Annotated in this window: 15 protein-coding genes and 1 pseudogene; 8 read left to right on the forward strand and 8 right to left on the reverse strand. The window is 58.2% G+C overall.

Translation table 11 applies throughout. The annotated features are described in order from the left end of the window. Positions 1-5: 5 nt before the first annotated feature. Positions 6-455, reverse strand: a complete 450-nt coding sequence (locus tag PPTH39_RS06305) for a YcgN family cysteine cluster protein (protein WP_016780096.1) — start codon at positions 453-455, stop codon at positions 6-8. Between the two features lie 155 nt (positions 456-610). Here PPTH39_RS06305 and PPTH39_RS06310 point away from each other — a divergent pair, with 155 nt between their 5' ends. Further along, positions 611-1204 (forward strand): nitroreductase family protein, encoded by a 594-nt coding sequence (locus PPTH39_RS06310; protein ID WP_130871771.1) that lies wholly within the window; start codon positions 611-613, stop codon positions 1202-1204. 111 nt (positions 1205-1315) lie between these two features. On the opposite strand, the gene PPTH39_RS06315 is transcribed toward PPTH39_RS06310, so the two are convergent. From PPTH39_RS06315 to rnd, 3 genes are all read right to left on the reverse strand, one after another. After that, positions 1316-2248: a D-2-hydroxyacid dehydrogenase gene (locus PPTH39_RS06315; protein WP_095002173.1), complete on the reverse strand. Its 933-nt coding sequence runs from the start codon at positions 2246-2248 to the stop codon at positions 1316-1318. A gap of 126 nt (positions 2249-2374) precedes the next feature. Next, positions 2375-2668 carry a YcgL domain-containing protein gene (locus tag PPTH39_RS06320; protein ID WP_095002174.1) on the reverse strand — a complete coding sequence of 98 codons (294 nt, stop codon included), beginning with the start codon at positions 2666-2668 and terminating at the stop codon, positions 2375-2377. After that, entirely contained in the window at positions 2665-3798 is a 1134-nt protein-coding gene (gene rnd, locus PPTH39_RS06325; RefSeq protein WP_095002175.1) for a ribonuclease D, read from the reverse strand. Before rnd ends, PPTH39_RS06320 begins: the two co-directional genes overlap by 4 nt. A 251-nt stretch (positions 3799-4049) precedes the next feature. Between rnd and ampC the strand changes: the two genes are divergently transcribed. Continuing rightward, positions 4050-5204, forward strand: a complete 1155-nt coding sequence (gene ampC, locus PPTH39_RS06330) for a class C beta-lactamase (protein ID WP_095031712.1) — start codon at positions 4050-4052, stop codon at positions 5202-5204. Here ampC and PPTH39_RS06335 read toward each other — a convergent pair. Continuing rightward, entirely contained in the window at positions 5201-5851 is a 651-nt protein-coding gene (locus PPTH39_RS06335) for a class I SAM-dependent methyltransferase (RefSeq protein WP_095019348.1), read from the reverse strand. The genes ampC and PPTH39_RS06335 overlap by 4 nt on opposite strands. Positions 5852-5944: 93 nt before the next feature. After that, complete coding sequence (locus PPTH39_RS06340; RefSeq protein WP_095002178.1) at positions 5945-7324, reverse strand: glutamine synthetase family protein; 1380 nt, start codon at positions 7322-7324, stop codon at positions 5945-5947. Between the two features lie 348 nt (positions 7325-7672). Here PPTH39_RS06340 and poxB point away from each other — a divergent pair, with 348 nt between their 5' ends. The 4 genes from poxB to PPTH39_RS06360 all read left to right on the forward strand — a co-directional run bounded on the left by poxB (position 7673) and on the right by PPTH39_RS06360 (position 11571). After that, positions 7673-9394, forward strand: coding sequence for a ubiquinone-dependent pyruvate dehydrogenase (gene poxB / locus PPTH39_RS06345; RefSeq protein WP_130871772.1), 1722 nt, complete (start codon positions 7673-7675; stop codon positions 9392-9394). A gap of 227 nt (positions 9395-9621) precedes the next feature. Continuing rightward, positions 9622-9864 (forward strand): ParD-like family protein, encoded by a 243-nt coding sequence (locus PPTH39_RS06350; RefSeq protein WP_016780087.1) that lies wholly within the window; start codon positions 9622-9624, stop codon positions 9862-9864. Further along, the gene (gene map / locus PPTH39_RS06355) at positions 9861-10652 is read left to right on the forward strand and encodes a type I methionyl aminopeptidase (RefSeq protein ID WP_095026092.1); all 792 of its coding nucleotides are present in this window, start codon (positions 9861-9863) and stop codon (positions 10650-10652) included. The genes PPTH39_RS06350 and map overlap by 4 nt, the downstream gene beginning before the upstream one ends. 25 nt (positions 10653-10677) lie before the next feature. Further along, entirely contained in the window at positions 10678-11571 is an 894-nt protein-coding gene (locus PPTH39_RS06360; protein WP_095019351.1) for a LysR family transcriptional regulator, read from the forward strand. A 74-nt stretch (positions 11572-11645) separates the two neighbouring features. On the opposite strand, the pseudogene PPTH39_RS06365 reads toward PPTH39_RS06360, so the two are convergent. Both PPTH39_RS06365 and PPTH39_RS06370 read right to left on the reverse strand, forming a co-directional pair. Next, positions 11646-12125, reverse strand: a pseudogene (locus PPTH39_RS06365) ((R)-mandelonitrile lyase); the annotation flags it as partial. A gap of 15 nt (positions 12126-12140) precedes the next feature. Further along, positions 12141-13190, reverse strand: coding sequence for an alpha/beta hydrolase (locus PPTH39_RS06370; RefSeq protein ID WP_130871774.1), 1050 nt, complete (start codon positions 13188-13190; stop codon positions 12141-12143). A gap of 329 nt (positions 13191-13519) precedes the next feature. Between PPTH39_RS06370 and PPTH39_RS06375 the strand changes: the two genes are divergently transcribed. Together PPTH39_RS06375 and PPTH39_RS06380 are read left to right on the forward strand one after the other, a co-directional pair. Continuing rightward, on the forward strand, positions 13520-15094 hold the full coding sequence (locus tag PPTH39_RS06375) for a sensor domain-containing diguanylate cyclase (protein ID WP_130871775.1): 1575 nt from the start codon (positions 13520-13522) through the stop codon (positions 15092-15094). Positions 15095-15336: 242 nt separating this feature from the next. Beyond that, positions 15337-16908 carry a site-specific integrase gene (locus PPTH39_RS06380; protein ID WP_130871776.1) on the forward strand — a complete coding sequence of 524 codons (1572 nt, stop codon included), beginning with the start codon at positions 15337-15339 and terminating at the stop codon, positions 16906-16908. Positions 16909-17032 lie beyond the last annotated feature (124 nt).

The raw sequence follows: 17032 nt of genomic DNA on the forward strand, positions 1-17032 counted from the left end.
GGCACTTAACCGGCGCGGAAAATCAAATGATCTTCCCAGTCATCTTCAGGCACGCTGCCTTCGGCCAGCATGCGCCCGGACTGTGAAATGCGCTCATGGTGGACAGCGTCCGGGTCGCCACACACCAGGTGATGCCACAGCGGCAAGTCCTTGCGCTCGCTCACCAGCCGGTAGCCGCAAGTCGGCGGCAGCCACTTGAACTCTTCGGCCTTGCCCGGCGACAGCTGAATGCAGTCAGGGACTGAATCACGACGATTAGGGTAGTCGGTGCACTGGCAGGTTTTCAGATCGAGCAGTTTGCAGGCGATGCGCGTGTAGTAGACGCTGTTGTCGTCTTCATCTTCGAGCTTTTGCAAGCAGCACAATCCGCAGCCGTCGCACAGCGACTCCCATTCCTCCTGATCAAGTTGATCGAGGGTTTTGCGGATCCAGAACGGTTCAACGATTGCGGCCATGGTTCAAACATCAACATCAGGGAGTGGAAAAGGCCGCCAGTCTAGTGCCCAAGACCCCGCGGGCCAAGGGCTTGTCGTCAGACTTGTCAGCTTGACGGCATCCCAGTAGTTTTAGCCCCTGAATTGAGCCGTTACATTTACCTCAGGAAACCGCCATGCCTGCTAGCAGCCGTAAAGCCGATCACAGCATTCACGAGCAATTTACCCAGCGCTGGTCGCCCCGCGCCTTTACCGATGCGACCATCGACAAAGCCACCCTGCTGAGCTTTTTTGAGGCGGCACGCTGGGCACCGTCGGCCTACAACGCACAACCCTGGCGCTTTCTGTTCGCCCTGCGCCGCACCCCGGAGTTCGACCGTTACCTGAGCCTGCTGGTGGAGTTCAACCAGGGTTGGGCCAAGCATGCAGCAGCACTGGTGGTGATTGTGTCCAAGACCACCTTCGCGGCACCGGGCACCACCGAAGAAAAACCCGCACCGACCCACGCCTTCGACACTGGCGCCGCCTGGGGCCACCTGGCCCTGCAGGCCCACCTGAGCGGCTGGCATACCCACGGCATGAGCGGGCTGGATTTTGAACGGGCGCGCCAGGAGCTGAAAATCCCTGAGGGCTACCAAGTTCAGGCAATGGTTGCGATCGGCAAGATCGGTGACAAGTCGAGCCTGGTGGATTACCTGCAAGCCAAGGAAGTGCCAAGCCAGCGCGAACCGCTGAGCAAGCTGGTGGCTGAAGGCGATTTCAGCCTGTAACCCGGCTACAGGAATACTTCATCTGTGGGAGCGAGCCTGCTCGCGAATGGCCTTCGCGAGCAGGCTCGCTCCCACAGGAGTGGTTTGACCGGCAACAGAGTATCTACAGGATCAGTAACCGCGGTCGAAATCCACTTCGCCACGCAATGCCTCACCCGCCTGATACGCACGCAAATTGTCGACAAACAGCTGGGCCATCATCGGTGGCGAGGTCGGCGCCGAGCTGTGCCCGGTCAACAGCAAGCCCCAGGCCGTCCAGAACGGATGCTTGGCCGGCAGCGGCTCCTGACGACAGACGTCAATCACCGCGCCCGCCAGATGCCCCACGCGCAAAGCCTCGACCAGATCGGCATCAACCACGGACACACCGCGCCCGGCATTGATGAATACGGCATTGGGATTGAACTGCGCAAACAGCTCGGCATCGTACACATCATGGGTGTCCGGGGTGTTGGGCAACAGGTTGATCACGTAATCCACCTGCCCCACCAGGCGCGGCAAGTCGCTCAGCACACCCACTTCCTTGAACGGTGCCAGCTCGCGGGCGGTTGTGGCGATGGCATGCAACTCAACGCCAAAAGGCAGCAGAAACTGCGCCACGGTCTGGCCAATATCCCCGGCCCCGACGATCAGCACCTTACGCCCGACCAGGCTCTGGCCCATGCGGTTATCCCACTTTCGCTCGACCTGGCTGACCAGCCGGGCCATGACTTCACGCTCGTGGCCGAGCATGTAGGTCAGCACGTATTCAGCCATCACCTGACCAAAAATACCCACGGCGCGGGTCAGTCGATAGTCACGCTTGAGGCCTTCGGCCAACAACGGCGTGATGCCCGCCCAGGTCGACTGCAACCACGCAGGCTTGTGGCCCTGGCGCAGCAGGGTCGCCAGCAGGTCCGGCTGGCCCAGCCACACCGGGCATTCACCGGCCATGCGCGACAGTTCCTCGGAATCGCCGCTGGACTGCAGTTGCAGATCCGGGGCGAGGCGCTGCAGCAGTTGGGTGTACAGCGGGTAATCGTGCTCGGCAATCAGGACGCGCATGTTTCTAACCTTTCCAAAACACTGCCAGCGCCCGTCGCCGAGGTTTGCCCCGTCGCGTTCGGCCAGCGCCAATCAAAATGAGTCCGTTTCAGACAGGCGCCCGGAACCGGGCACCTGGCGCCGCACTTACATCGGGTCGTTGCGACGCAACAGCTCTTCAGGCAAGTGCTCGATGTATTCGTCTTCGGCCGGCGGCATTTGCAGGTGATAGCCCTGGCTCTCGAGGTTTTCCAGAACCTTGGTGATGTCTTCGCGCGACAGCTTGCGCTCGGGCGTCAGCACCAGATCAAAGGCGTGGATCGGCTTGCCAAAAGCCAGCATCAGCGGTTCCGGCACGCGCTCCAGGGCATCGGCCTTGAGTACATACAGGTACATTTCGTTGCGTTTGGTGCTGCGGTAGATCGAGCAAATACGTTTCAAGACAGTTCTCCAGCGGTGGCCAGGCAATCGAGCAAGGCCTGGCCCATCAACTCACGGCGCCAGCCGCGCAGTGATTCCGGCAATTGATAAGGGCCATTGGGGAAGCCGCTTTTAAGCAGGGCTTCCAGGGTTTTCTTACGCAGCATCAGTTCCGGCGCAATGTTCAGGCGCTCAGCTTCAGCCTGGCCGATGGCACGCAGACGCTTGATCAGCAACGCGGCTTCAACCGGCAACGGCTCGGGCACGGCGGGCGGCCATTGTTCCGGCGGCAGACTGCCAGCACGCTTGATCAGATCAAGCAAAAACTCACCGTCCTGACGCACGGTGCGCGGGTGCATGTCTTCAATGCGCGCCAGTGCCACCAGGTTATCAGGCTGGGTTTTGGCCAGAGGCCACAATGCATGCTCGCGTATCACGCGGTTGCGCGGCAGGTCCCGGGCACGGGCTTCGTGCTCGCGCCAGGCGCAGATTTCACGCAATACCGCCAGTTGGGCCCGTGACAGCTTCCACGCCAGCTTGGCTTCGCGGTACACCTCGTAAGGATCTGTTTCGCGGCGCAGGTTGGCGACCAGTTCGGCGCCATCTTCCAGCACCCAGCGGTACTTTTCCGCCGACAGGCGCGGATGCAGCAACTTGTAGACTTCAGCCAGGTGCACGGCATCTTCGGCGGCGTAGCTGATCTGGGTTTCCGACAACGGACGCTGCAACCAGTCGGAGCGGGTCTCGCCCTTGGGCAGATCGATATCCAGGACTTCCTTGACCAGGCGCGAATAGCCCATGGAGAAGCCCAGGTTCAGATAGGCGGCTGCCAGTTGGGTGTCGAACAGTGGCACCGGCAGGCTGCCGGTCAGGCGCAGTAAAACCTCAAGGTCTTCACTGCAGGCATGCAGCACTTTGACCACCGCCTGGTTTTCCAGCAGGTCGGCCAGGGGCTGCCAGTTGTCGATGGTCAACGGGTCGATCAGGTACGCCCGCGTGCCGTCGCCAATCTGGATCAGGCCGGCAATCGGGTAAAAGGTGTCGACCCGCATAAATTCGGTGTCGAGGGCTACGAACGGCAATTGTTGCCATTCGGCGCAATGCTGGCCGAGGCTATCGTTGTCGCGAATCCAGTGAATATCGATGGCCACACGGCTCTCCCTTGAAGAATGGCGCGCAGTATATATCGCCGCCAGGGATTACCGGACATTGCCTCGTCATGTTGTGCGCGAAAAAACCTACGAAACTTCCATATAAAACCCGCATCCCTAGAGTGATTTCCTCTATAAATTGCCTTGCTCAACGCCATTGAAGATTTGTTACAACACATTATGTGACAAGCCAGTCGGGCCACTGTGAGCGGGCACGAGTAGATTTGCGCACTAAAAACCGAGGATACCCCATGAAAATGACCTGCAAACTGTCAGCACTGGCACTTTCGCTGATAGGCCTTTGCTCTTTTGCCAGTAGTGCACTGGCAAAGGGTTCTGACCTGGATGCAGTGGTGCAAAACGGCGCCAGGCACGTAATGCAAGAATACGCCGTGCCCGGCCTGGTCATCGCCGTGAGCGCTAACGGCAAGCAACACTTTTACAGCTTCGGTGTCGCGTCCAAGGCCAGTAAAGAGCCAGTGACCCCCGACACACTGTTCGAGGTTGGCTCGGTCAGCAAACTGTTTACCGCCACCCTGGCCACTTACGCTCAGGCCCAGGGCAAGCTTTCGCTGTCCGATACCGTCGGCAAATACGAGCCGGAACTTGAAGGCACACCCTTTGGCAAGGTAACCCTGGCCCATCTGGCCACCCATACTGCAGGCGGCTTCCCTTTGCAGCTGCCGGACAGCGTGCAGGACGAGCGCCAGTTGATGGATTACCTCAAACGCTGGAAACCCGCCTACCCGATGGGCACCCAGCGCAGCTACGCCAATCCAAGCATCGGCATGCTCGGCGTGATTGCCGCCAAAAGCCTGAACCTGCCGTTCACCCAGGCAATGGAGCAACAACTGTTCCCGGCACTGGGGCTGCACAACACCTACTACACCGTGCCCGCCAGCAAAATGACGTTGTATGCCCAGGGCTACGACAAGCAGGATGCACCGGTCAGGCTTAACTCCGGCGTGCTCGGCAATGAAGCCTATGGCGTGAAAACCAGCGCCCGCGACCTGATCCACTTTACCGAGCTCAACCTGGGCCAGGGCGAAACCAGCCCGCAGATTCGCAAGGCTCTGGCTGACACGCACATCGGTTATTTCCGCGTGGGCCCCATGACGCAGGATCTGATCTGGGAACAGTACCCTTACCCTGTCGAGCTCAAATCGCTGTTGGAAGGCAACTCGAACAACATGGCCTATGAAAACAATGACGCCATCGCCCTGAATCCGCCTCTGGCCCCACAACAGGCGGTATGGGTCAACAAGACCGGCTCAACCGGCGGCTTTGGTGCCTACGCGGTGTTTGTGCCTGCCAAGCAAAAATCGATCGTCATTCTGGCCAACAAGAACTACCCCAACGACGCACGGGTCAAGTTGGCATACGAGGTGCTCAAGGCCCTGGACTAAATGTCCTTGCGCAAGATGTAGATGCTGCCCATGCCACAACCGGGCAGCACTTCGTACTGTTTGAGGATACTGAAGCCTGCCCGCTCAAATTGACCTTCAATTTCGTCCTTGTTCACCACGATACGGAGCGGGTCACAGCCCTGCTCCGCCGCACGACCAAGGGGCACAGAAAGGATCAGGCCGTCACGACTGACCCTGTGCAGCTCGCGCAAAATGGCCTGGCGATGATCGCTGTCGCGCACATGGTGGAACAACTGCATGCAAAAAATGCAGTCCACGGCGTTTTCCGAAATATCGATGGAAAACACCGAGCTTTGAAACAGTTTGATGCGCGCCAGCAGGCCGGCGGGATGGTGGGTTTGTGCGTGATCGAGCATGGCCTGCGACGAGTCGCAGGCCAGGATCACCCGATTGCCATGCTCGGCCAAAATCGGCCAGAAACGCCCGGCTCCGCAAGCCAGATCCAGGATCAGTCCAGGCTCGCCCGCAACCTTGAGCGCCCGGCGCACCAGGCGCCGCTCGCGCCACAACACGAACCTGCGGGCAAGCCCTTGGGGCTGTACTTGCAGGCAAACCTTCGCATGCTCGCGGTCAAACTGCTCGGCGAGCTCATGCTCTATAGGGGTGGAAGGTGGCTGCGATGACATGGGCCCGCGAACTCTTGTGTTTGATGATGATCAACGCAGAGATTATCGGGACACCAGTGAAAAAATTGTCACAAAACCATGAAAACAGGCGGGTCACGCCTGCTGCAAATACCAGCGCCAGTCCTGCTCGCCCACTTCGCCCATGAATTGACGGTATTCCGCGTTTTTCACGGCCAGGTAGACCTTGAGAAACTCCGGACCGAAGGCTTCTTTTGCCCACTCCGAAGCCTGCAACGCCCGCAAGGTGGTCAGCCAGTCGGTCGGCAACCGCTCGCTGGCCTGGGCATAGCCATTGCCTTCGACCGGCGCACCCGGGTCGAGTTGCTCGCGAATGCCACGATGGATTCCGGCCAGAATAGCTGCCGCGGCCAGGTACGGATTGGCATCGGCACCACATATGCGGTGTTCGATATGCCGTGAAAACGCCGGACCACCGGGCACCCGCAGGCTCACCGTACGGTTGTCCACGCCCCAGGTAGCGGCCAGCGGCGCATAACTGTTGCTCTGGAATCGGCGGTAGGAGTTGGCATTGGGGCAAAACATCAACAGTGAATCGAGCAAAGTGCTGAGCATTCCGCCCACCGCCTGCCTGAGCAACGGCGTACCGTCCGCTGCCTCGCTGGCAAACAGGTTGTTGCCGTCCTTGTCGGCCAGGCTCACATGCATGTGCATGCCGGTACCGGCCAGATCATCGAAAGGTTTGGCCATAAAGCAGGCAACCATCCCGTGCTTGTGCGCCACGCCTTTGACCAGGCGCTTGTAGCGCACCGCTTCGTCCATTGCCTGCAGCGCGTCACTGCGATGTTCCAGGGTAATTTCCACCTGCCCCGGCGCATATTCGGAAATCGCCGTGCGTGCAGGTATCCCCTGGAGCTTGCAAGCGCTGTACAAATCGGCCAGAAACGGCTCGATCTGTTCCAGCTCGCGCAAACCGTAAACCTGGGTCGCCCGCGGGCGCTGGCCATCAGCATCACGGGCCGGTTGCGGGCGACCGTTGCTGTCGCGCTGCTGATCGAGCAGATAAAACTCCAGCTCCGCCGCCATCACCGGGTAATAGCCATCGGCCTTGAGGCCATCGATAACCTTGGCCAGCAAGTGCCGGGGGTCGGCCACTGTGGCGGGCATGCCCTGTTGGGGATGCATGCTGACCTGCACTGCCGCCGTGGGAATCAGGCGCCACGGCATGGGCTGCAAACTGCCGCTGACGGGATAGGCACGGCAGTCGATATCGCCCACATCCCACACCAGGCCGGTGTTTTCCACATCATCGCCGTTAATGCTCAAGCCCAGAATCGTGCTCGGCAGCGGCCGACCGCTCTCGTAGACCGCCAGCAACTCGTCGCGGTGCAGCAACTTTCCGCGAGGCACGCCGTTATTGTCGATGATGAACAGTTCGAACATCTCGATGTGGGGATGTAATTCCAGAAAATCCAGGGCTTGTTGCAGCGGGGCAAACGCGGTTGCAGCACTCATGGCAATACTCATCGGTTCGTATCAGACAGGCGCCGGGGCGCACATATTCAGGATTTGACGGCACGATGAAGATCCGGCGGGCGGGCATGACGGCAGTGAAACAGGGCCCAGAAGGCCTGCCAGGGGCACTGAATGCTGCTCATACCTGCAACCGTTGCCAAAAAGGGAACCCAGCCTCACACGCCCGGGTGGGTTGTTTAAATGCAGGGATTTATACCTTTGGTTACATCGGCGCTAAACAATCAAGCCTCTGTGGAAGCGGGCTCTGTGAACGTTTCAATCCCCGGCAAGGTCGCATGCAGTGTCTATCCTGCTTGATCCACCCTACTGCTTCGAGGAGCCCGCACCATGACCAGAACGGTTGCCGATTTCATCACCGAAACCCTGCAGCAAACCGGCGTAAAGCGTGTATTTGGCGTGGTGGGTGATTCCCTCAATGGCTTTACCGACGCCTTGCGTCGCCAGGAGCAGATTGAGTGGATCCATATGCGCAACGAGGAGTCCGCCGCATTCGCCGCCGGGGCCGAAGCCCATTTGACCGGCGAGCTGGCGGTTTGCGCCGGCAGCTGTGGCCCCGGCAACCTGCACTTGATCAATGGCCTGTTCGACGCCCATCGCAGCGGAGTACCGGTGCTGGCACTGGCCGCTCACATTCCCGGCAGCGAAATCGGTATCGACTATTTTCAGGCCACCCACCCCGAAAGCCTGTTCAAGGAATGCAGCCACTACGTTGAACTGGTGTCCCGCCCTGAGCAACTGCCGCAGATTCTGCATCGGGCCATGCGCACGGCCATCGCCAAACGCGGAGTGGCGGTGGTAGTGATTCCGGGGGATGTGGCGCTGCAAGCGACCGAGGCCAAGGTGGCGCAATGGCTCAAGCCTGCCCAGCCGCTGGTCTGTCCCGCCCCGCCCGATATCGACCGGCTGGCGTCGTTTCTCAATGACGGCAAGAAAGTCACACTGCTGTGCGGCGCAGGCTGCGCCGGTGCCCATAGCGAAATCCTGGCCCTGGCCGAGCGGTTGAACGCGCCCATCGTGCATGCCCTGCGCGGCAAGGAACATGTCGAATACGACAACCCCTATGACGTCGGCATGACCGGCCTGATCGGCTTCGCCTCGGGTTACAAGGCGATGATGAACTGCGACACCCTGCTGATGCTGGGCACCAACTTTCCTTATCGCCAGTTCTATCCCGAGCACAGTTATATCGCACAGATCGACCTGCGCCCCGAAGCCCTGGGCAATCGCTGCCCGCTGCAACTGGGGCTGCTCGGTGATGTGAAGCTGACACTTGAGGCAGTATTGCCCAAGGTGATGCAAAACCCCGACCGCGACCACCTCGACCAGGCGCTGGACGATTACAAAAAAGCCCGGGAAGACCTCGACGCCCTGGCGGAAAGTGGCCCTGGCAGCTCTATCATCCACCCCCAGTACCTCAACCGGCTGGTCAGTGAGCTGGCGGCAGAGGATGCGATTTTCACCTGCGACGTTGGCACCCCCACTGCGTGGGCAGCCCGCTATTTGAAAATGAACGGCAAACGGCGCCTGATCGGCTCGTTCAACCACGGCTCGATGGCCAATGCCATGCTGCAGGCCATCGGCGCACAGGCGACATACCCGGATCGCCAGGTTATCTCAATGTCCGGCGACGGTGGTTTCACCATGATGATGGGTGACTTCCTCACCCTCAGCCAGGTGGGCTTGCCGGTCAAGGTCATCGTGCTCAACAACGGCACCCTGGGTTTTGTCGAAATGGAAATGAAGGCAGCGGGCTTCCCGGATGTGGGTTGCGACCTGAAAAATCCGGACTTTGCGGCAATGGCCCAGGCCATGGGGGTTAAAGGGATTCGCGTGGAGCATCCATCCGAACTGGAAGCGGCGCTGCGCGAAGCCTTCGCCCATGACGGCCCGGTGCTGGTGGATGTGGTCAGCGCCCGTCAGGAGCTGGTCATGCCGCCGACCAAGACGTTCGAACAGGCCAAGGGCTTCAGCCTGTTTATGCTCAAGACCGTGATGGACGGCCGCGCCCGGGAGCTGATCGACCTGGCCAAAGTCAACTTGTGGCGCTGATTAACTCTCCAATAACCGCAGTACTTTGTGGGAGCGGGCTTGCTCGCGATGAAATTGACGCGGTTTACCTGACAGACCGCGCCGCATGCATCGCGAGCAAGCCCGCTCCCACAGGGAGACCTTGACCGGAAACAGAGTTTCTACACGATTGAAAACCGCTACAGCTTGCGATCACGAGCAGCTCTCGCCTAATATACGTTCCATATACATTTCATATTGGAACGCTGATGGGCATCGTCAAGATATCCGAGCAGATGCACGAAAACCTGCGGGTCGCCAGCAACGCGCTGAGCCGCTCGATCAATGCACAAGCCGAGCACTGGATGCGCATTGGCATGCTGTCCGAACTGCACCCCAACCTTGATCACAACCAGATCTGCCGCCTGCTGGTGCGGGCCGAGCAGGCTGGCGGCCTGGACTTGAATGTGGCACTGCAAGACACCCCCCTCGCAACCGGAGCACATTCATGAAGGCCAGCGTCGTTATCAACACCCCGGCGCAAATCGCCCAGTCCAAGGTCGCGGGCAAGCTGGCCGCCGAAGTGCTGGCCATGATCGCCGAGCACGTCAAGGCCGGGGTCACCACCGACCAGCTCGACCGGATCTGCCACGATTACATCGTCAACGTGCAAAAGGCCATCCCCGGCAACGTGGGCTATCACGGTTTCCCCAAAACCGTATGTGCTTCGGTCAATGAAGTGGTATGTCACGGCATCCCGTCCAACCGCGTGCTGCGCGACGGCGATATCGTCAATATCGATATCGCCGTGGTCAAGGATGGCTGGTTCGGCGATACCAGCCGCATGTACTTTGTCGGCGAGCCAAGCCCCGCAGCCCGGCATCTGGTGAAAACTACCTACGAAGCCATGTGTGCCGGGATCCGCATGGTCCGCCCGGGCGCAACCCTAGGCGATATCGGCCACGCCATCCAGACCCTGGCCGAGAAAGAAGGCTTCAGTGTGGTACGCGAGTATTGCGGCCACGGCATCGGCAAGGTCTATCACGACGAACCGCAGGTGCTGCACTACGGTTATCCAGGCCAGGGTATGAAGCTCAAGACCGGCATGATTTTCACCATCGAACCGATGCTTAACGCTGGCAAGCGCCATGTGAAGACGCTGCCTGACCACTGGACTGTCGTGACCAGGGATGGCTCGCTGTCGGCCCAGTGGGAGCATATGGTGGCCGTGACTCACGACGGCTTTGAGGTGCTGAGCCCGTGGCCGGACACCCTGGCCGAGTACCCCGCCATCGTTTGACGGGCCACTGCACAGGGACGGCACCATGACGGTTGAAAGCTACGACCAACTGGCGATCTTCGCGGTAGTTGCCCAGGAGCGCAGCTTTACCCGCGCCGCCGCCCGCCTGGGCATGTCGCAACCGGCCCTGAGCCGGGCCATGCGCCAGCTCGAGGAACGCCTGGGGGTGCGCCTGCTGGCGCGCACTACCCGCAGCGTTGCCCCGACCCAGGCGGGCGAGCACCTGCTGCAGGTGATCGCCCCACGCTTCGACGAGATCAACAGCGAGCTGGCGCTGCTCAGCAAGTTCCGTGACCGGCCAGCGGGCAAATTGCGCATCACCGCAGGGGAACATGCGGCGATTGCGGTGCTGCAGCCGGTGCTGGCGCGGCTGCTGCCCGACCACCCGGACTTGAGCATCGAGATTATCGTCGACTACGGCCTGACCGATATCGTCGCCGAGGGCTTCGATGCTGGCGTGCGCCTGGGCGAACAGGTGGCCAAGGACATGATTGCCATGCGCATCGGGCCCGATATGCGCATGGCGGTGATCGGCTCCCCCGCTTACTTCAGCCACTACCCCAAGCCGGTGATCCCGGCCGATCTGATGGCGCACAACTGCATCACCCTGCGCATGCCTACCCACGGCGGCCTGTTTATGTGGGAATTCGAAAAAAACGGCCAGGCACTCAACGTGCGGATCGAAGGCCAACTGGTGTTCAACAACATTGCTATGCGCCTGGAGTCAGTCCTGCAGGGGCTGGGCCTGGCCTATATGCCGGAAGACGTGGTACGGCCCTATATCGAGCAGGGCCGCCTGATCCGTGTGCTGGAGGACTGGTGCGAACCCTACTCCGGCTACCACCTCTACTACCCGAGCCGACGCCAGTCCTCCCCGGCCTTCACCCTGCTGCGCGAAGCCTTGCGTTACCCAGGCTGAGGGGGTGCCAGCTCACGGCTTTGCCCGTCCACCCCGCAGCCAGCATGGCAGGGCTCTGAAACTTAACGGTTCTGGTATTGCTCATCCGTCACTTTCTCCATCCAGGTCACGCTTTTACCGTCCACGCTGCCGGTGACGGCCAGATGAGTCATGGCACCATCCGCTGCGGCGCCGTGCCAGTGTTTGACGCCCGGTGGGCAAACCACCACATCGCCGGGGTGAATCTGCTGCACCGGCTTGCCCCACTCCTGGGTCAGTCCCACGCCGGACACCACCACCGGCCGCTGTCCTGCCGGGTGAGTGTGCCAGGCGGAGCGGGAGCCCGGCGCAAAGGTGACGTAGGCGCCCGAAGCGTTGATTTCCTCGCTGGCGGCAAACAGCGGATCGACCCGTACCTGCCCGGTAAAGTAGTCCTCGGGACCCGCTGTCGAGGCCTGGTCGGCGCTGCGTGTGATCTGCTGCGCCCGGGCCTTGTCGTCAACGGCTGACGATCCGGCGGCACCCGCAAGGGGGGCCGCAACACACATGGCAAGTGTCCACAGTGTCCGCTTCATGCAAACCTCCCGGAATCAGAGTGTTCTGGCATAGAAATCAGCCAGCTGGTTAATGGCAGTGTCCACATATTCAGGCACCCAGTAGGTCTGGATATGGGTCGCACCATCAATCTTGAACAGTGTCTTGTCCTGGGTGCCCGTGGCCCTGGCGAACGCCTGCTCGGTCATATACAGGGTGTCGGCCTTGCTGCCGGCAATCATCAGCAACGGTTTGTTGAGCAATTCGAGCTGGTTGGTGGCGTCGAAGCTCATCAGGTCCATCAGGCTGCTGAGGGTGTATTTGAAGGTCGAGTTGGGGTGGGCGTGGGTTTTGCCGTAGTACTCGAAACCTTCGCGATACAGATCAAAGGGCAGCTTGGCGATCTGCTCGTCGGTAAGTTTGACATCGCCGGTGTAGATTACTTCGCCACCTGCCGCTTCCTGGGCACGGGCAGCGGAGGCCTGCTGTAGACGCTCCTGGAGGGTGTCCAGTTGCGAATCCATAAAGCCATTACGGCGTACCAGACCTGAATTGAACATGCTCACAGTGGCAATCGACTGGAAACGCTTGTCGCTCTGCCCGGCTTTCAAGGCATAGCCACCGCCGCCGCAGATACCCAGCAAGCCCAGACGTTGGGGGTCAACACCGGGGTAACTGGCAATAAAATCGGCCATGCCGTGGATGTCTTCAACACGGTTGGCAGGTTTGTCGACATTGCGCGGCTGGCCGCCGCTGGCGCCCTGGTAGGCGGCGTCGGCGGTGATGGTGATATAGCCCCTGTCCGCCAGGCGCTGGGCATACAGGCCCGCCACCTGCTCCTTGACCCCGCCGTTGGGGTGCGCGACGACAATGGCAGGGTATTTCTTGCCCGCATCGTAATTGGCGAGGGTGTACACATTGGCGGCGATGTCCAGGCCATTGAGCTGGTAGGTGACCGGGTGGATATTGACTTTGCCTGGCTCGTTGCGAGTGATCGCACCCGCGTAGGTCAGGGTGAACGGGTTGGTCTTGTAGTCCCCCGCCTCCGCGGCGGACATGCCGACCATTGCGGCCATAAACGTGGCTTTAAGCACCGTAAACGTCACAGAAATCTCCCTTTCAAGTTAAAACTTCTGTAGGAAACGGCCACCAGAGGTGTGCGCGTATTCAATACAGAAGTAACTTAGCGCGTAGGAATTCATTGATAAACGCGGCTTTATTGATAGCACTTATACCAATGACGCATAAATCCACCGACTGGTGATTGGCACCCGCCGTCGGCCGCAAGCGGGCGATAGCCGCAGTTCAGCAATTATTCTTGTTTACGGGTGTGACAGAGCGCTCACCCCTACCTACTCTGCTAGTGACCTGCGCACCGCCAGGTTCTGGAGTCCAAACCTCTATTCAAGTTTTTTTGCGCTTATCGAACATGCCCATGACCGACAGCTTTAAACCATCACGCCCATTGCCCGTAAACCTGCGCGGCCTGATCCTCTGCATTGTTCTGGCGTCAGTCCTGGCGACCCTGTGCAACAGCCTTGTGGTGGCCTATCGCGTACAACGCGACGCCCTGATCCATTCGACCCTGGAGTCCAATGCTGCCTATGCGGCAAAAGTTGCCTCCAGCATTGGTGAGTTCTTGCGCGCAGCCCACAACAACCTGAACTACAGCGCCAAAATCCTCGGCAAGCACTGGGACGATCCCCAGGTGCTGCATGAAGAAGCCTTGAGGCTGGAGGCACAGGATCAGTATTTCAACTCCGTCGAAATCCTCGATGCCAACGGCAAAGTCCTGGCCTCGAATCCGCCACAGGCGCAGATTGTCGGTTCCAACGTCCCGGCCAGCGGTATCAGGCAAGCACTCCAAGAGCGCCGGGCACTGGTCAGCTCGACCTATGTATCCCGCCAGGGCAACTTGATCGTATTCGTATCAGAACCTGTTTTCAGCAAGGCCGGTGTGTTTCTCGGCGCCGTGGTCGGGTCTATTTACCTGCTTGATCAAAGTGCCTTGCACACCGTCATCAGCAGCCACTTTCATCACGAAGGCACTTTTGCGTTTGTGGCCGACAGCAATCGTCGACTGCTCTACCACCCCAATCCTGCGCGTATCTCTGAAGTGCTTGGTGAAAACTTTGCGGTTGATGCGGCCCTGGGCGGCGAACGCGGTTCGATGGAAATAAGGAATTCCGAAGGCGTCGAAATGCTGGCAGGTTACAGCCAGGTCCCGGACTCCAATTGGGCGGTAGTGGTGCAACAACCCAGGGAGCATAGTCAGGCGACCTTGCGCCGGCTTATGCACGACATGATCATGGGCATGATTCCGGCCGGGCTTCTGGGGATGGTACTGGTATTCGTCGGCACAACGCTGATCGCCCGGCCCCTGCGCCTGCTGTCTGCCGCGGCGCAACAGCTGTCCGCGCCGCAGACTACGGAGTTGCTGCAACGTATCAACGCCTGGTACCACGATGCTTCGGCCATCCGCCAGGCCATGCTGGCGGGCGTGCAACTGCTGCAGCAAAAGCTTGGCCGCCTCAGCCACGAGGCGCAAAGTGACCCTCTCACCGGCCTGGCCAATCGCCGGGCCATGGAAGAACTACTGAGCGTGCTGGAGCAGACCCAGCAGCCCTACACGGTACTGGCGCTGGATATTGATCATTTCAAGCGGGTCAATGACACATTCGGGCATGACGCTGGCGACGTTGCACTCAAGCAGGTTGCCGAAATCCTCAAGCAGAACTCACGGGCAAACGACCTGGCATGTCGCAGCGGTGGGGAGGAATTTTCGCTGCTGCTACCGGATACCACGCAAGAAACGGCCAGAGCCATCGCCGAACGCATACGCCAAAGCATCGCAGACGCTCGCATACCGCAAGTCGGCAACCTGACAATCTCCATAGGTGTTGCCAGCAAGGCCGGCGCGCCAATGACACCGCAGCAAGTACTAAAACTGGCCGACGAACGCCTTTACCGTGCCAAGGAAAGCGGGCGCAACCGGGTGGTGTCTGCCTGAGGGGAAATGGGCACCGCATTTATCGACGCCCACGAAAAAGCCCCTGAAATGTTCAACCATTTCAGGGGCTTCGTCTTGTTCAATAATGGCGGAGAGATAGGGACTTTCCGAATCCGGACATTCAGCCCTTTAAAACCAATGATTACAGGCACAATAGGCCATTTTGCTACAAATTTTTGCTACAAATTGTAGAAAAAATCAGCTACCTTTTCGGCATCAACACCCAAGGCTTAGGGACGAAAATGGCAAGCGACAACCTAGTTCTACGGTCAGGAAATTGGCACGTCCGCTTAAGCATCCCCAAGGACGTTAGGCACATCCTCAATCGAACCGAATTCACCGAGTCGCTGAAGACCGGGAGCAAGGCCGAAGCTCAGGTGAAAAAACTAGCGTTCCTACAAGTCTGGAAGCAGTTGATTGCGAACGCTAGGAAGCTCGTCGCAGGGTCAACCCCTGACGAATTGGCGGAAAAATCTTACGACATCTCGAAGCTGATAGAGAACCGCCAGCAATCGGGCTTGATGAACATCGTCATCGGCAATCAAACCGATGAACTAGACCTCACGTTCACCCAAGAGAAATTTCACCAAATCGAAAGTGAAACTTTTGACCTAATTTCAAATGCTCAAAAATGGAAAAGTCCAAAGGAGGCATTTGAATCCGATTTTGACCCGTGTGGCGAAAGACCCTACCTTGAATTTGATACATTCAAGGAAAAATGGTTAGAGCGAGGCGAAGGAATTTCTCTTGAGCAGAAAATTGAAAGGTTCAATGACTTTATTCGATTGAACAAAGTCATGCACAATTATCTAATTACGATTGGTCAACCAATCAGCATCGAAAGTATCAACGAAGTAAAATCAATTCTCGACAGCCCAAAAAACTACAACGTCAAGTCGCCTATCACAACAAACAGAATCGCGTCATTTGAAGCGTATCAGGCTAACACCAAGGGGATTATCCAAAAGACTGTAGATACGCAGGCAAATCGCTTGAAATTGATGAATGCTTGGCTTGAGGCAGAACAACGCGACCTCAACCACGAAAGCATTGCCAGCTATCTCGATACGCTCAACCTTTCCATTAAGACTAAAAAACAATACCTATTCGCAGGGTCAAGTTTTTGGAAGTGGGCCATTAAGCACGACGAAAACTTTAAGAAGCTGCACCGCGACCAACAATCACCGTTTGAAAAACACGACTTTCCAGTAAATCGCAGCAAGAGGGGTGATGGTTCAACAGATAGGAAGGCTTTCACCCCGGAAGACGTTACAAAGCTCTATGAGGCAGCCAAAGCCACCAAAAACCGTGAAATCCTCACAGACCTAATTCTTTTAGGTGCTCACACCGGAGCACGAATTGAAGAGCTTTGCCAGCTTCAAATCCAAGACATAGTTACCGAAGAAGGCGTTCAATGCTTCTACTTCTATGATGGGAAAACTGCGGCCAGTGAGCGACATACCCCGATACATCCCGCAATTAAGGCAACTGTAGAAAAATTGATCCGTAATTCAAAAGACGGTTTCTTGATTAGCTCTCCAGCAGGAAACAAATACGGCAACCGCTCCGACGCACTCAGCAAACAGTTTGGCCGATTAAAAACCAAACTTGAATATAACAGCCAATTTGTTTTCCACAGTTTCCGGAAGACCGTTATCACTCAATTACAACGTGCCGACGTGCCCGGAATACTCATTGCATCAATCGTTGGACATGAGACGGGAACCATCACATTTGACGTGTATAGTGCAGGACCAAGCCCTAAGCAAAAACACGATGCAATATATAAACTAAAATACAAGCTAAAACTCTAAAACCGCAAGCGTTACACATTAAAACCCAAAACAATAATCAAAGGCTTCGAAGCTCTTACCCACCAGAAGAGCTTTTGACCTTTTCTAAACGAGTGTCTTTTTTAAAAATTCATCTCGCATAATA

Origin of the sequence: Pseudomonas bubulae, assembly GCF_900618535.1 — a bacterium.
Classification (GTDB): domain Bacteria; phylum Pseudomonadota; class Gammaproteobacteria; order Pseudomonadales; family Pseudomonadaceae; genus Aquipseudomonas; species Aquipseudomonas bubulae.

Bases quoted from the DNA above. Each gene is read 5' to 3' on its own strand.
- PPTH39_RS06360 (WP_095019351.1), top strand. From the start codon at position 10,678: ATGACGGTTGAAAGCTACGACCAACTGGCGATCTTCGCGGTAGTTGCC.
- PPTH39_RS06335 (WP_095019348.1), bottom strand. From the start codon at position 5,851: ATGTCATCGCAGCCACCTTCCACCCCTATAGAGCATGAGCTCGCCGAG.
- PPTH39_RS06340 (WP_095002178.1), bottom strand. From the start codon at position 7,324: ATGAGTGCTGCAACCGCGTTTGCCCCGCTGCAACAAGCCCTGGATTTT.
- PPTH39_RS06310 (WP_130871771.1), top strand. From the start codon at position 611: ATGCCTGCTAGCAGCCGTAAAGCCGATCACAGCATTCACGAGCAATTT.
- poxB (WP_130871772.1), top strand. From the start codon at position 7,673: ATGACCAGAACGGTTGCCGATTTCATCACCGAAACCCTGCAGCAAACC.
- ampC (WP_095031712.1), top strand. From the start codon at position 4,050: ATGAAAATGACCTGCAAACTGTCAGCACTGGCACTTTCGCTGATAGGC.
- map (WP_095026092.1), top strand. From the start codon at position 9,861: ATGAAGGCCAGCGTCGTTATCAACACCCCGGCGCAAATCGCCCAGTCC.
- PPTH39_RS06315 (WP_095002173.1), bottom strand. From the start codon at position 2,248: ATGCGCGTCCTGATTGCCGAGCACGATTACCCGCTGTACACCCAACTG.
- PPTH39_RS06305 (WP_016780096.1), bottom strand. From the start codon at position 455: ATGGCCGCAATCGTTGAACCGTTCTGGATCCGCAAAACCCTCGATCAA.
- PPTH39_RS06375 (WP_130871775.1), top strand. From the start codon at position 13,520: ATGACCGACAGCTTTAAACCATCACGCCCATTGCCCGTAAACCTGCGC.
- PPTH39_RS06350 (WP_016780087.1), top strand. From the start codon at position 9,622: ATGGGCATCGTCAAGATATCCGAGCAGATGCACGAAAACCTGCGGGTC.
- PPTH39_RS06380 (WP_130871776.1), top strand. From the start codon at position 15,337: ATGGCAAGCGACAACCTAGTTCTACGGTCAGGAAATTGGCACGTCCGC.